Raw genomic sequence first — 15143 nt, forward strand, 5'->3', positions numbered from 1 at the left:
TACGCGTTGCCCTGGCAGCCGCCAGCCAAGGTGAACTCCGGAGAATCCGTGATCGTAACCGTGAAACTCGACTCGTCCGTACATTGGGAGTTATCCGGAGAGACAGCGTAGATGTAAAGCTGCGTGGTCTGGCTGATCTGCTGGCCTGCGGCGTAGCTTGCGCCCGTTCCGCCAGGACCTCCGAAGTAGGCATTACCTGCGCTGAGCGCAGGAAGCGTATAAGGCTGGCCTTCGCACTGAGTAACGTCGGTAAGGACGTCAGCTACAGGGGAAGCCGTCACCGTAACGGTGAAGCTGGCCTCGTCCGTACAGGTGTTCGGTGCCGTACCTACAGAAGCATACACGTAGATCGTGTGCGTGCCTACACCGAGAGTCAAATCACCGCCGGTGATTGGGGAAACTCCACCAGTCTGGCTGTAATAAGCTCCCGTTGTAAGCGTAGGAAGTGCATAGCTATCACATGCCACCACATTTTGGAAATTACCTACGTTAGGCGTCACGTTGACCGTAACCAAAAATTCACTTGTGTCAGAACATGTTCCAAGAACCGCACAAATATAAACGGTTTGCGTGCTAGTGATTGTTGCGCCAGCGTTAAGAATTGTACCTGAACAATCAGCCGCAGTGTTATATGTGTGGTTCGCTGGCAAAGCAGGAAGCGTATACGAGTCACATACCGTAACATCTGGCATCGTGATCGCCGTAATATCTCCGATAGTCACGACAAAACTGGCTTCTGCCGTACAAATACCGTCGTTAGCATAGACATAAACAGTAGTGTTGTCCTGAGTAATGATATCACCAGGATTCATTACTGCTCCACCTCCGCCAGGTCCGCCTGCAGCCGTGTAATATGTATTATTGGCTCCCGGATCAGGCAAGACGTATTGGCTACATCCGTTAGTGATTTCAGGAACGAACGCAGTCAGGTGGTTGATCGTTACCAAGAAGCTATCCTCATTCGGACAGTTGGCCGAGTACACGTAAATAGTCTGTGTCTCAGTAACCGTATCTCCCGCGAACAATGGCGTTCCGTTTCCGCCCGACAGAGTAAAGTAGTTACCTGCAGATGGAAGCGTAGGAAGAACATACGAATCACACACCGTAACATCATCTGGAGCAACTGGACCAGGAGTAAGCGTCACTTCGGTGCTTCCTGTTCCTGTACAACCCGCATTGTTAACTGTAACCTGATAAACTCCAGCTTCTGTAACGCTGATGGTTTGCGTAGTGTCCGGCAACGGTTGTCCGCCGACAGTCCATGAGTATGTAACCGCATTCGGGTCGAAGTTTCCAGGAATTACGGAAATCGTACCGGTCGCGCCTTCACACATAGAGAAGTTCTCGGTCATCGTGAATTGAGGCGCCAAATCTTGGACGATCAAATGCAACGATACAACTGCGAAACATCCCGAAGGCGTGTGCAGGTTAGCCCAAATAGTCTGGTCGAACTGTACGACATTCGTATAAAGGTTCGGAAGTGCGTTGACCTGTCCGTTCGCATCGGCTTCTGAAGCGTAATAGGTGACACTATAGACAGCCGGGTTCAAACTTCCTACGATCGCAGCATCTGCATCTGAAAGCGTGAATTCCGCGAAACCAGAGCTGTTACACTCTACCAAGTTCTCTGGCGTACCAGGCTGAACCGGCGGATAGAATTCTATTGTAACCTCATCTGTAGCGTTACAAGTAGAGTTGTTATAGGTAGCCGTAGCTCCGTAAATACCGCCTTCTGTAACTACAAGTGTCGGACCAGTAGCTCCTGGGATAACCTGTCCGCCCAATGTCCATTGGAACGTGTAGAGCGTAGGATCCAATTCTGTATCCAAAGTGAACGATGATCCGTCGCAAAGAGCGGTACCGTCGGCTTCAAGGAAGTTTTGTCCAAGTTCAATATCTCCGATGTTGAAACTTCCTCCTTCAAGGAATACGGCAGAATCGTAAGCCGTATCCGAACGGTCGGCAATCGCAAGTTTGATGTGATAAGTGTGGCCTGGAATAACAGTAGCTGCAGCAGTCAAACCAACAGTCACACCGTTGTAATTGATTGGCGCACCGATTGGATCAGATCCTTCCGGCAACAAATAATATTCGTCGAAGTATTCAGGGTTAACCGAAGCACAACCTGGGTTGTAAGCTTGATCACGAATGGTCACAACCGAAACCGGAGTGCTCGAGTTAGGCAATACCGCAAGGTTTTGTGGCGCTGTCATGTCGGTCATGTCAGTCAACAAGAACGCGAACGCATCCGAGAACGAACACTGGAACGTACCGTACTCCTCTGAAGCGAACAAGAAATTGAAGCTCAAGTTCGGGATGATCGGAATAAAGTCGAATTCTATGATCGAAGCGTTTCGTGAGTTCATCGGCTGGCCTGTTGCGGCAAGGATGATCGCTTCCAAATCGGCATCTCCTGTCCAGTTGAAATCACCTTCACTCAAGTTAGTGGTGTTCGGACCAGGAGCGTTGTCGACATTTCCGGAAGATAGTACGATACCTTCTTCGTAAGGGAATGTAGATCCGTTTTTGTTGAAATATCCGATACCATTTACAGACCCGAAATTCGTTCCTGTAGAATAGGTAATGTTAGAAACGCTCGCACAATCAGAATTGATAAGGATATCCGTAACTAATTCTTCAACCGTATAGTCAGTCGTGCTGGTATAGATTGGAGGTGGAACCGTCGTGATACAAAGATCGAACGTCGAATTTTGGTTAGGCGTTTCTGTTTCAGACCAAACTCTGATGTAATAAACAGTTCCCGGTTCCAACGGGCTAACGATCATTTGGTTCGAGAATGCTGGCGAACAGTCAACAAGTGTAAGACCGCCGTCGCAATTTCCGGAGAACAATGACATTTGCAAGTTGAACGCATTTCCTTGGATGTTGCTCAACGTAATCGCGTGTGTCGATGTTTGTGCTGTGAACTGGAACCAAGCGTCGTCATCGGCTGTACCGGTACAGGTGTTCTCTTGTGTTGATGCGGTAGCACCGATCAAAGTTCCCGGAACAGATTGCATACAGTCGGCTGTCGGGTTGACCGGAGCTTCGATAGCAGCAAGACACTCGTCGTTTTCAGGAGTAGTCGAGAACGACTTAGGGTTAGACCACAAGCTGATGTCGTCTTCGCTACAGAAAGCGCGGACGTACACTTTATATTGTGTAGCAGGCGTCAATGGTGTGATAGTACCGTACGTATAAGTAGTTGCGTTGGCAACTTCCCATCCTGGAGTGTTGGCATCCGGAACAGGATCTGTAGCCGGCAACACCAATACGTGCCATTGTGTGGCAGAACCTACTTCAGTCCAGCTTACTGTAACTGTCGTTGGAGTCGTATCTACGATAGTAACCGCTGTCGGTTTAGGACATGTAGGCGGAGGCAAACAAGTTACGTTGGCAGTCCATCCCGGATCGTTGACCGAGAAGTCGCTCAAGAACCAGAAAGTCAAACATCCGTCGGCGCTAGAAGAAGTGAACGGACCAGGGATCGTGTTACCCCAGTAAGCACCTGGCTGTGTAAGCGGTCCGAATCCCGGAGGGTTGTCGCTGGCAATCATCGGATCGTCTACAGAGTCTCCGTCGAAAACATAAATACCATCCCAGTTCGTCTCTGTATCGAACATCGTGAAAGTAACCGTTACCTGGTCGCCTTCGTTGTCAGGACAGATCGTAACTACAGAATCCGATTGGTTCGGATAGTTGGCAGGACCACCATCGTCGATGAAAATACCGTCGCACTCAGGCGGTGCAACCAATGTAGTGGCTGTTCTTGGTCCGGCACCGTTACTAGCGTCGGTATCGGAACAGATAGAAAATACATAAATATCGTAGCAGGTAGCCGAATCAAGGTCGGTCAATTCGAAACCTGTAGAAGAAGTCGCTTCCTGGAATCCAGGATCGGCCGATGTCGGAGGTGCAGATCCGCAAGGAACCGCGTATACATGCCACAAAGTAGCTGGTCCGACAGGCGTCCATGAAACTGGAATAGTAAACGCTGTAGGCTCTCCAAGTGTCACCGCAGTCGGTTTAGGACATGTAGGAGCCGGTCCGCAGGTTACGTTAGCCGTCCAACCTGTGGTGTTGAAGAATCCGTCGCTGAAGAATTGGAAGGTCAAACATCCGTCCGGGCTCGAAGATTCGAAAGAACCCGGGTTGGTGTTACCCCAATAAGCTCCCGGAGTATCCAAATCACCGTTGAATCCAGGTCCGTTGTTACTTGGGATAAGCGGATCGTTGACAGAATCTCCGTCGTAGATATACATACCGTCCCAGTTGGCTTCGGTGTTGAACGATGTAAAGGTAACCGTTACGATATCGCCAACGTTATCAGGACAGATCGTTACTACTGAATCTGAGTTACCCGGATAGTTACCGTCAGGACCACCTTGATCAACAAATACGCCACCGCAATCTGGCGGAGTGATTTGCGTACAATAGGTTTCCTTCAAACTCCAGTTACTGATATCGGTGTCGCTACATTTCGCGCGTACATAGATATCGAAACAGGTAATGGAAGCAAGTCCCGGATATGTAAATGGAAATTCAGAAGTTTCAATTCCCGAATCACCTGGCCCAGGAGCCGCAGAACCCGCAGGTACCGCAAGCACTTCGAACAAAGTCGCCGTGCCGACCGGAGTCCAGGTTACTGTTATAGATTCATCAGTGGCTGAAATCGCGGTAACCGCTGTCGGTTTAGGACATGTCGGAGCCGGTCCGCACGTCACGTTCGCCGCCCAACCCGCTTGGTTGATGACACCGTCGCTGAAGAATTGGAACGTCAAACATCCGTCGGCATTCGATGCCTCGAAAGGACCAGGTACGACGTTGCCCCAATAAGCTCCCGGAACGCTAAGGTCGCCGTTGAATCCGGCACCGTTCTCACTCGGGATCAACGGATCGTCCGTTCCGTTTCCGTCGTATACATACATTCCGTCCCATCCTGATTCCGTGCTGAACGCCGTAAAAGTAACCGTTACGATATCGCCGACATTTTCAGGACAGATGGTAATAGTAGAAGATTCATTGTTCGAGTAGTTGCCATCGCCGCCGCCACTGTCTACATAATTACCTCCACAGTCTGGTGGTAATGCCTGTGTACAAACTGAGCCCGAAGGTCCTACCCATTCTCCAGGTGCGAAACAGATCGATCGCACATAAAAGACATAACATGTAAGTGGTGTCAAAGCTTGAGGCGTCTGCTCCGTGGTAGCTGTCACGGTAAGAGTCGGCGCTCCATTGACGATAATTGGTGTTCCGGCATCGGTCAAAGCCACACCTACAGGAAGAATGTGTACTTCCCATTGGTTGTTGCCGGTGCTGTCCCAATCAAGGGTGATGCTGTCTGCAGTAGATGCGTTGGAAACCAAAGTCTCCACATCGGCATCCTGACATTTCTCTACAACGTGGATGTCGTCAACCAACCATCTTTCACCCGTTTGGGCTCCGGTTGATTGTGTAGTGATTTTGACGAACTCGATGTAGATGGTCGCCGCGCCTCCAAAATCCGGAAGATCGATAACCTTTTCTTCATATTGATCGAAAGCGCCCGTGTTAATAAGGTCGTCATTCCAGGTACCAAGCACATACGTATAACTGGCTTGGTCCGTCGGATCTGAAGTGCCTAAAGCGGCTCTTACCTCAAAAACGGTGTTTTGGAAACCGGCGAGGGTGGTTCTCGTCTGGAATCGCAATTGTGGGTTCGCAGGGACCGGAAATGCCGGCGAAACCAGATAATCTCGAGAAGTGTTGCCCGATCCGATGTTTTGACGGTTGATGTAAGCCGCGTTCGGATCTGTGTTGGCCGGATAGACCGAAGTGGAACTTATCGTCCAGTTCAGGTTTCCTACGCCGTTGTCCAACACTTGCCAGGTACCGCTGGGAAGGTTCCAGGCTCCTAATCCGGTTGGAGCCGCAACACTTCCGCCGTCAAAAGTCTCGTGGAGCTGTGCTTTGCCCGCGAAACCAATGAGGAACAGTACAAGAAAAAAAGTAATTTTTTTCATGGAGTTGAAATTTGGTTGTTAATAAAATGTTAGTAGCTTGAGGCGTAAATTTAACCAAATTTTTGGAAAAAGCAGGGTTTTCCCAATTTTTGCATAAAATTCTCAACAATCCCCGTCGATAGTAGGATAACAAAGCATTTTTTATAGGTTTTAATGCGTATTTTTGTTGCCAAATTTTTCAGATGTTAGAAAAACAGACATTAGATATTGAAAAGACGGTCGTTGTAGGAATCATTACCCAAAACCAGCCCGAAGAGAAATTGAACGAGTATCTCGATGAGCTCGAATTTCTCACCCACACGGCCGGCGGCAATGTCGTAAAACGCTTTTCGCAGAAAATGGACAAACCCAACCCGAGTACGTTCGTCGGAACGGGTAAAATGGAAGAAATCCGCGAATATATCATTGAGAACAAAGTCGGTACGGTGATTTTCGACGACGAACTCTCGCCTTCCCAGCAAAAGAACATTTCCAAGATACTGAACTGCAAAGTTCTCGACCGCACCAACCTCATCCTTGACATTTTCGCGCAAAGGGCCGAAACCTCTTATGCGAGAACCCAGGTCGAATTGGCCCAATGCCAATACCTGCTTCCACGTCTTTCGGGTATGTGGACGCACTTGGAGCGCCAAAAAGGTGGTATCGGGATGCGCGGTCCGGGTGAGACCGAAATCGAGACCGACCGCCGTATCGTACGCGACCGCATCTCTTTATTAAAGGAGAAGATAAAAGTCATCGACAAACAGATGTCGATCCAACGCGGTAATCGCGGCGCCATGGTACGCGTGGCTTTGGTCGGATATACGAACGTCGGGAAATCCACTTTGATGAACGCGATCGGCAAAAGCGACGTGTTCGTAGAGAACAAATTGTTCGCGACGCTGGACACGACCGTGCGCAAAGTCGTCATCAAGAATTTGCCGTTTTTGTTGTCGGATACCGTAGGATTCATACGCAAATTGCCGACACAACTCGTCGAATCGTTCAAAAGCACGCTCGATGAAGTGCGCGAAGCCGATCTCTTGCTTCACGTAGTCGACATCTCGCATCCCGATTTCGAAGACCACATCGAATCGGTCAACAATATTCTGCGCGACATCAAAAGCGACAACAAACCGACAATCATGGTGTTCAATAAAATCGATGCGTACAAGCATTTGACGATCGAACACGACGATCTCATCACCGAAAAGACCAAGCGCCATTACACGCTCGACGAATGGAAATCGACGTGGATGAACAACGTAGGCGACAAGAACGCGCTTTTCATCTCGGCGACGAACAAACAGAACTTCGAGCAATTCCGCGAAACGGTTTACGAAGCGGTGCGCAAGATCCATACGGCGCGTTTTCCGTACAACAATTTCCTGTATCCGGATTATAAAGACGCCGAGGACAAGGAATAGCCAAAATTAAAAGCCACGAATTACAAGAATTTTACTAATACTTACATTAGTGTTATTCGTGCAATTCGTGGCTTAATCTATTCTATCAGAAGCCGTAGTTGACCGCAACCCCGAACACCTGCCTGATCTGGAATCCGCGGAAAGCGTTGTCGTCGTAAATCGTCTGGAACATGATGTTCGTCGTAAGCCATTTGTTGACTTTCAAGACGACGTTCAACTGGTAATCCAAATCGACGTTTTGCGGATCTTCGAGGTAATTGCTGTATAAATTCAGGATGTTTTCCACTTGGACGTTGGCCAGCAAAACAAACTTGTACATACCCGAAAAGTTCGCTCCCAACTCATAGCGTACGCTTTTGCCTTCCTTGACACCGAAATATTCCTCGTTCGGAAGCGTTCGTCCCGCATCCACGAAAGTGAGCTTTGACGCGGCCGGAGAAAGGTTGAACTTAAAGTCGTCGCGCTTTTTCCAGGCGATTCCGGGTCCGAAAGACAAATAACCCGGCGACATGAAATCGGTATATTCGGTACGGATTTCTACGCCATTCTCGTCTTTGTCGTATTTATAACCTTTGGTAAACTGGGTTTTGAAATTGAGGAAGAACGAATAGTTCCACACATCGGTAATCTGTTTCCCGAGCAACGAATTGTACTCGAAGCGGTCGTCGGTTTTTTTGGCGAATGAGCTCGTGCGCGTTTTGACCAATCCGTAAGACGCGATCACTTTATTGTCCCACGACCACACGCCTTTCTTGTAGTTGAAGTCGTAGTTGACGCCGGCATTTCCGGAGATGTTGTTCTCGCCGCCCGCAACCCAATTGTCGAATGTGGATTGGTTGAAAAGAAAAGAGAAATTTCCCTTCGACGTCCATGCCTTGATCGTATCGGCAGGTTTTACCGCCGTGGTGTCCTGGGCGCGAAGCCCGACTGCGCCCAACAAGAGCAACAGGCATAATGCTTTGGTTCTCATATTCGTCTTACTTTAGGTTTTGTAAGACAAATATACCATTGTATTTTAACAAATTAGGCGATTACTTGCGTTTGTAGAGCGGTACGGCCGAACACGCCTCACCATACATAATGCTTTTGGCCACGGGTTGAAGTTTTTGCGCGGCCAATATGTAAGCGCTCATCGGAACGGGTTTCCTGGAACAACCTTTAATGATTACGGGTTTGTTTTCATAGGCCGAATAATCGACCGTCGGCAGGATTTCCTCGTACAAGGCCGTGTCGATGTCCTCGATTCTTCCCGAGACGATTTTCTTGGCGTAAGGCGCGAGATGCATCGTTACCAAAACCGACGCCCAGGAGGGCAAGATTGCGTCCGTGCTGCAATAAACTGCCACGTATGCATCCTGATATTGCGCCCAGTCATGATTTTTTAGGCTTTCGCGGAAGTCTTTCTCGCGAAGCAGAAAACCTTCGAGAAGCCATTGCGACAAATCGATTTCGACCCTCTGCCCTTTCGGATAATAATCTTCAAGGTCAAAGACTTCGAGCACACTGTTCGCGACGCGGTTGATGATTTCTTCGTCTTGCATCTTACAACATTCCGAGTTCGAGTTTGGCTTCTTCGCTCATCAAATCCTTGCTCCAAGGCGGATCGAACGTAATCTCGACTTCAGCCGATTTGATTCCCTCAATCTTGGCGATCTTTTCCTCCACTTCTTTCGGAAGGCTTTCCGCGACCGGGCAATTCGGCGAAGTAAGCGTCATCAGGATCTTGACTTCTTGATCGGTGTTGACCATCACGTCGTAAACCAATCCGAGTTCGTATATATCTACGGGGATTTCCGGATCGTAGATGCCTTTGAGCACTTTTACGATTTTCTCCCCGAGTTCTGCGGTGTCCATTTCTGTTTCCATATTATTGCTGTGACTGGAATGCCAGTGCGTACATTTTGATTTGTTTGATCATCGATACCAATCCGTTGGCGCGTGTTGGCGACAAATGTTCCTTGAGTCCGATTTCGTCTATGAATTCGGTGTTTGCCGATAAGATATCCGAAGCTTTCTGACCTGAAAAAGTACGAATCAAAATCGCGATCAATCCTTTGGTCAGAATTGCGTCAGAATCGGCCGTAAAATCGATCGTGCCCTCGTGCTCTTCGGCATGCAGCCAAACGCGCGACTGACAACCTTTGATGATATTGTCGTCGGTCTTGTATTTTTCGTCGATCAGCGGAAGCGATTTCCCGAGATCGATCAGGTATTGGTAACGTTCGTCCCAATTTTCCTCGTCGAACATCGAGAATTCGTCTACGATCTCGTCCTGAATCTGTTTTATCGTCATTATCTGGATGGCTTGTAAGCTGTGATTTTATTGACCATCGTCGCGATTTCGGCCGGTGGGAAACCATCGTCGAAATCGGTCGTGGCGTATTCTTTTTCCTTGTAGGTCACTTTGAGGTTGGCGATGGCCGCTCCGTCGTAGAAACGTTTTTCGGTCGGCGCTTTCAAAGTCGACAATTTGTCCAAATCCACTTTCGAGAATTCGGCGACAAGCGCTTTCCATTCGGCTTCAGGAATGACTTTGGCCTCGGGTTTCTGCAATCCGTTGCGGTCACGCGAAACGAGAACCTGCTTGTCCTGTATCGTAATTTTGTAATAGAATCCACGCGTATTGGCCGAATATTCGACCACGGCGGTGGCTAAATCTTTTTCTTGTTGGCTGTCGCACCCTTTTCCGAGCAACAACGTGAGCAAAATCATCGAGAATAGTTTCATGACTGGTGTTTTTAAGCAAGCATCAATTGCGCTTTTTTGACCGCGGCCGCCAAGGCGTCAATTTCTTCTTTGGTGTTATAGAACGTGAAAGATGCACGAACCGTGCCAGGTATGCCGAAGAAATTCATGATCGGTTGGGCGCAATGGTGTCCCGTTCTTACGGCGATCCCCATTTTGTCGGTTATCGCGCCGACGTCGTACGGATGGATTCCTTCCAAATTGAACGAAATCACTGAAGTCTTGTCTTTAGACGTGCCGAAAATCTTCAGGCCGTCGATTTCGAGCAATTTGTTCGTCCCATATTCCAAAAGTTCGTGTTCGTATTTCTGGATATTCTCGAATCCGACCGAATTCAGGTAATTGATAGCCGTTCCCAAAACGATTCCGCCTTCTATGTGAGGCGTTCCGGCTTCGAATTTATGCGGCAGTCCGGCGTAGGTCGTCTTTTCGAACGTGACTTCCTTGATCATTTCGCCTCCGCCTTGGTACGGTGGCAATTTCTCGAGCCATTCTTCTTTTCCGTACAAAATTCCCGTGCCCGTCGGACCGCAGATCTTGTGTCCCGAAAACGCGTAGAAATCACAATCCAGATCCTGGACGTCGGGTTTCAAATGCGGTACGGCCTGTGCTCCGTCGATAAATACGGCAGCTCCGGCCTCGTGTGCTTTTTCGATGATGAACTTGATCGGATTCACGGTTCCGAGCGCGTTCGAAATATGGTTTACGGCAACGATTTTGGTTTTTTCCGAAAGCAGTTTCACGAATCCGTCGATGATGAGTTCGCCGTCGAGATTCATCGGAATTACTTTCAAGATCGCACCTGTTCGTTCGCAAAGCATCTGCCAAGGCACGATGTTGCTGTGATGCTCCAAAGCGGAAACCATAATCTCATCGCCCGGTTTCAAAATCGAGGCGAATCCGTTAGCGACCAGATTCACGCCATGCGTAGTTCCCGAAGTGAAAAGCACCTCATACGCGTGTTCGGCGTTGATATGATTGCGGATTTTCTCGCGCGACTGTTCGTAGGCATCCGTTGCCAATTGGCTCAATTTATGGACGCCGCGATGGATGTTCGCGTTGATTTCGGAATAATATTGAGAAATCGCGTCAAGCACGATTTGCGGCTTTTGCGAAGTGGCGGCATTGTCGAAGTAGACCAATGGCTTTCCGTTGACTTTTTGGGTCAAAATCGGGAAATCGGCCCTTACTTTCCAGACATCAAACATCTTGATTCAAGTTTGACGCAAATTTACGGCTTGTTTGCTTACGATTTAGAATAAATAAATCTTAAAATGAAATGACGCGATAGGCAGGTTTAATAGTTTTCACCTGCTCCGCCTCCGCTAAAACCGCCGCCTCCGAACTCCATCGGTCCTTTTGATGGCACGTTCGGTATCGCATGCGAATTCACGATGACCGTTTGCGCGAGCGACAAGGCTTGCGACGGATGCATGCGGTCCTTTTCGAAAGTGATTCCGGTTTCACGGTGTTTGAGTTTGCGGATCAAGACCAAACTTACGGCCGAAAGTAGAATTCCGCCGAACAACAACGCCCATTCCGGCGGCATGATGTGATAGTAATATCGGATCGTGAAAATTGAAAAACCGAGCGTGAACAAGCCTGTCCAAAGCATCAATCGGTTTTTTTCCTTAATCGAACAGATCAAGTAGGCAATCGGAATCGCGAATGTGAGGAAATAAAACACGAATGCGAGCGGGATGTCTTTGTCCTCGGTCACTTCAATTTGCATAAGATCTTGCGCCAATTCGCGAACGACGAGATAATTTACAGAGAAATATCCGACCAAAAGACTGCAAAGTTGCATCGCGCGCAACGGATTCGCATAAAATCGCGCCTGCTCGGTTTTGGATAGTTTGCGGTGCACGACAAATAAGCCGATCGCCAAAATGAAAAGCACGAACGTGAGATACAATTCGGGAATGACCTGATACTCGATCACCAGATTGGCAATAAGGCCAACTATCGAACCTGTGCAGATCACGACCGAAATGGTGTGCAGATATCGAATCGCGCTTAACGCCGAAATTACGGTTGCGATCGTCAGCGCCACCGGTATCGATTCGAAAGTCACTCCGAATGCGCCGACGATACAGATTTGCATGCCCAGGATGGCCGAATCGTCGAGCCCATGTGCATAATAATGATGGCGCGCCAAACTTTCGGTTGCGAAAATGCCGAGCGCGGCCAGCAAAAAAAGGATGATCTGGTATTGATCCATCAAAGGTGAACATACCAGCGCGACCGTCCCGCTTGCCGAAGAATAACAAAAACAGCCCAACAGGAAAAACGCGATCCTGATAAACAGGTTGTTATGCGTTTTGAGCGCCGGAAATTTTTCTTTGGCCGCCTTGAGCTGGTCTTTGGAAATGAATTTCGCGTCATATAACTCTTCGGCGGAATCCACCAAAAACGTATTCTCGAGCAATTGGCGGTTGAATGCTATCATTTGTGCTGTTTGTTAAATTTCCTGACGGTCTGGATGAAGAAAACGATCGATCCCAAATAAAATATGGGTGCGATGTACGCGCAAAGCAGCATCAGGTCCTCCGATTCGGTCAAAATCAAAAGGCGCACGATGGCTATGTTCACCGCGATATACGCATACAAAATCGTAAAAACGAAAAACACGGCCGACTCGAGTTCGTGGCTTTTCCTAAAGAAATAGTAGGTGGATGCCGCGACGATCAGCGCGAACACGAACCAGAAATCCTGCACGAGACCTACGATGCAGCAAATCCCGATCAAATGCTGGGCAAAACCATAGAAAACGGGTGAAAAGTGTTTTTTAAGATGGGTGCGTTCGGAATATTCGCCCCAAGCGATCAACACGATCCCGAGAACGACGCCAATGTAAAACATCGGCAGGTTTTCGAAAACGTCGAGTTCCATTACGGCCTTCGGCGTCATCGTAATCCCGACGGCCGCAGCCAAGGTCGTGATCGCGATCGAAAGCGAGCTGCGGTTGTCGAAACGATAGGCAGCCGCGAAACCGACTATACTCGTCAAGGCCGACGCCAACGCGAAACCATTCCCGAACGGGCTGTATTGGAATTGCAGATATCCGAAAAAAGTTCCCGAAAGCAACGTCCCGAACAACACGAGGTAATCGAATGCGGGATGATCGAAAAACGTTTCCTCACGAGAGAATTTCGGTGCTTTCTTCAAACTGAAGAAAAAACAGCCGACGCTTGCCAAAAACACAAGCGCGATCAAGATCGTATGGCCTATCGTATCGATGTTTTTGTAGACCAGAATCCCGATTCCGCCCGATAATAACAGTACGGCGATATACAACAAAAACAGCAATTCATGGTGCAACGAGAAAATCTTGAGCGAACGATACGCTTTGACCGACACGAGCTCATCTTTGGAAATGATCTCGTTTTCAAAAAGGATTTCGGCCGTTTTTTCGGTTTGGCTGTGCACGATTTATCGGTTTGGTTTAGTTCAAATATAGCAGGTTTTTGGTTTGGGTGGTTTTGTCAGGCGTTACGAAAAAACCCATCAATTTTGGAAGGTTGTAAGACCTAACAGATTTTGAAAATCTGTTAGGTCTACAAAGGTCGGCCGCAAAAACCCATCATCGGTACAGATTTTCTGCCTATTTTCATAAATTTTTCTACCAAACCGACTTTCATGAAAAAGAGATATTGGATACTGTCGATTTTATTCGTACTACTGTCGATCGCCATATTCTGGAATTACCCAAAACTCGACCTCATCTCGGGATTCGCGGCCAAAAACACCGCTTCCTGTCATTTTGCCGATGCGCGTTCGCTGCGAACCATCGAATGCGAGGACAATGATATCCCGTTGGTGAATCTCGCGACGAATGCGATCGACGACGACAACCGTTTTGCCACGGCTTCCGTTTTCGGACTCAAGAAACGAAAGGCGATTTGGCGCGACGGATTAGGTTCGGTACTCATCGACGACGATTTCGACATCCATCAAAAATTCGAAGTCCCGCATCGACGCCAGATCGCGACAAACCTTCCTTTCCCATATGGCGATTTCCCTCAAAAGAACACCGTTTTTTCCGACATCGACTACAAAAAGCTACAAACTGCGGTCGATTCGGCTTTTGACACATCAAATGAGAAACGCAAACGTACGCGTGCGGTGATCGTGATTTACAAAGACCACATCATCGCCGAAAAATACGCGCCCGGTTTTTCGAAAAACTCGAAAATATTAGGTTGGTCGATGACCAAAAGTATTACGGCTACCCTATTCGGGATTTTACAGAAACAAAACAAATTCGACATCAGTAAACCCGCTCCTATTGCAGAATGGCAACACGACAGGCGTAAAAAAATCACGGTCCGCGACCTTTTGCAGATGAATTCGGGACTCGAATGGACCGAAGATTACGAAACCATTTCGGACGCGACGACGATGCTTTTCAATTCCCGTGACATGGGTCGCGTACAATTGGAAAAAACGGCGATTGCCAATCCTGGCGAAAATTGGAATTATTCGTCGGGAACGAGCAATTTGCTTTCTGGGATTTTACGCAAACAATTCAAGACGCATCAGCAATACCTCGATTTTTGGTATTCGGCTTTGATTGACAGGATCGGCATGCATTCGATGTTCGTCGAAACCGATATGGCCGGAAATTATGTCGGATCTTCGTACGCATGGGCCACGGCTCGCGATTGGGCGAAATTCGGGCTTCTGTATCTGCACAACGGAAATTGGAACGGCGACCGGATTTTCGACAAGGATTGGCTCGACTTCGTCACGACTCCGACAAAAGGTTCCGAAGGCAGATACGGCGGGCATTTTTGGCTCAATCGAGGTGGATTTTTACCCAATGTGCCGCGCGACACATACTCGGCTAACGGTTTTCAAGGACAGCGTGTTTTCATTATTCCGTCGAAGGATTTGGTGGTCGTGCGCATGGGATTGACCGAAGGAAAGAAATTCGACTTCGACAATTTCCTGAGCGATATTCTGTTATCAATCAAATAATAATCATCAA

11 protein-coding genes are annotated in these 15143 nt (G+C 48.4%); 2 read left to right on the forward strand and 9 right to left on the reverse strand.

The window, feature by feature from the left end; all coding sequences use genetic code 11:
- Positions 1–6002: choice-of-anchor L domain-containing protein (locus tag HZF10_RS04055; protein ID WP_176004906.1), on the reverse strand; the 6002-nt coding region annotated here is incomplete at its 3' end.
- 182 nt (positions 6003–6184) lie between these two features.
- Between HZF10_RS04055 and hflX the strand changes: the two genes are divergently transcribed.
- A complete protein-coding gene (hflX, locus tag HZF10_RS04060; RefSeq protein WP_176004907.1) occupies positions 6185–7408 on the forward strand; it encodes a GTPase HflX in 1224 nt (407 codons plus the stop codon).
- An 85-nt stretch (positions 7409–7493) separates the two neighbouring features.
- On the opposite strand, the gene HZF10_RS04065 is transcribed toward hflX, so the two are convergent.
- From HZF10_RS04065 to HZF10_RS04100, 8 genes are all read right to left on the reverse strand, one after another.
- Positions 7494–8378: a DUF3078 domain-containing protein gene (locus HZF10_RS04065; protein ID WP_176004908.1), complete on the reverse strand. Its 885-nt coding sequence runs from the start codon at positions 8376–8378 to the stop codon at positions 7494–7496.
- 61 nt (positions 8379–8439) lie between these two features.
- Entirely contained in the window at positions 8440–8949 is a 510-nt protein-coding gene (locus HZF10_RS04070) for a DUF2480 family protein (protein ID WP_176004909.1), read from the reverse strand.
- A gap of 1 nt (position 8950) precedes the next feature.
- A complete protein-coding gene (locus HZF10_RS04075) occupies positions 8951–9274 on the reverse strand; it encodes an SUF system Fe-S cluster assembly protein (RefSeq protein WP_176004910.1) in 324 nt (107 codons plus the stop codon).
- Between the two features lies 1 nt (position 9275).
- Positions 9276–9701: a SufE family protein gene (locus HZF10_RS04080; protein ID WP_176004911.1), complete on the reverse strand. Its 426-nt coding sequence runs from the start codon at positions 9699–9701 to the stop codon at positions 9276–9278.
- Positions 9701–10135 carry a hypothetical protein gene (locus HZF10_RS04085; RefSeq protein WP_176004912.1) on the reverse strand — a complete coding sequence of 145 codons (435 nt, stop codon included), beginning with the start codon at positions 10133–10135 and terminating at the stop codon, positions 9701–9703. Before HZF10_RS04085 ends, HZF10_RS04080 begins: the two co-directional genes overlap by 1 nt.
- Positions 10136–10146: 11 nt before the next feature.
- Positions 10147–11361 (reverse strand): aminotransferase class V-fold PLP-dependent enzyme, encoded by a 1215-nt coding sequence (locus tag HZF10_RS04090; RefSeq protein ID WP_176004913.1) that lies wholly within the window; start codon positions 11359–11361, stop codon positions 10147–10149.
- Between the two features lie 89 nt (positions 11362–11450).
- Positions 11451–12602: a hypothetical protein gene (locus tag HZF10_RS04095; RefSeq protein ID WP_176004914.1), complete on the reverse strand. Its 1152-nt coding sequence runs from the start codon at positions 12600–12602 to the stop codon at positions 11451–11453.
- Positions 12599–13582, reverse strand: coding sequence for a DUF2157 domain-containing protein (locus HZF10_RS04100; RefSeq protein ID WP_176004915.1), 984 nt, complete (start codon positions 13580–13582; stop codon positions 12599–12601). Before HZF10_RS04100 ends, HZF10_RS04095 begins: the two co-directional genes overlap by 4 nt.
- A gap of 210 nt (positions 13583–13792) precedes the next feature.
- On the opposite strand from HZF10_RS04100, the gene HZF10_RS04105 reads away from it, so the two are divergent.
- A complete protein-coding gene (locus HZF10_RS04105) occupies positions 13793–15133 on the forward strand; it encodes a serine hydrolase domain-containing protein (protein WP_176004916.1) in 1341 nt (446 codons plus the stop codon).
- Positions 15134–15143 lie beyond the last annotated feature (10 nt).

The sequence above is a fragment of the Flavobacterium agri genome (genome assembly GCF_013401995.1).
Classification (GTDB): Bacteria; Bacteroidota; Bacteroidia; order Flavobacteriales; family Flavobacteriaceae; genus Flavobacterium; species Flavobacterium agri.

Coding starts and splice junctions, on each gene's coding strand:
- HZF10_RS04105 (WP_176004916.1), top strand. CDS start 13,793: ATGAAAAAGAGATATTGGATACTGTCGATTTTATTCGTACTACTGTCG.
- HZF10_RS04090 (WP_176004913.1), bottom strand. CDS start 11,361: ATGTTTGATGTCTGGAAAGTAAGGGCCGATTTCCCGATTTTGACCCAA.
- hflX (WP_176004907.1), top strand. CDS start 6,185: ATGTTAGAAAAACAGACATTAGATATTGAAAAGACGGTCGTTGTAGGA.
- HZF10_RS04095 (WP_176004914.1), bottom strand. CDS start 12,602: ATGATAGCATTCAACCGCCAATTGCTCGAGAATACGTTTTTGGTGGAT.
- HZF10_RS04080 (WP_176004911.1), bottom strand. CDS start 9,701: ATGACGATAAAACAGATTCAGGACGAGATCGTAGACGAATTCTCGATG.
- HZF10_RS04085 (WP_176004912.1), bottom strand. CDS start 10,135: ATGAAACTATTCTCGATGATTTTGCTCACGTTGTTGCTCGGAAAAGGG.
- HZF10_RS04065 (WP_176004908.1), bottom strand. CDS start 8,378: ATGAGAACCAAAGCATTATGCCTGTTGCTCTTGTTGGGCGCAGTCGGG.
- HZF10_RS04075 (WP_176004910.1), bottom strand. CDS start 9,274: ATGGAAACAGAAATGGACACCGCAGAACTCGGGGAGAAAATCGTAAAA.
- HZF10_RS04070 (WP_176004909.1), bottom strand. CDS start 8,949: ATGCAAGACGAAGAAATCATCAACCGCGTCGCGAACAGTGTGCTCGAA.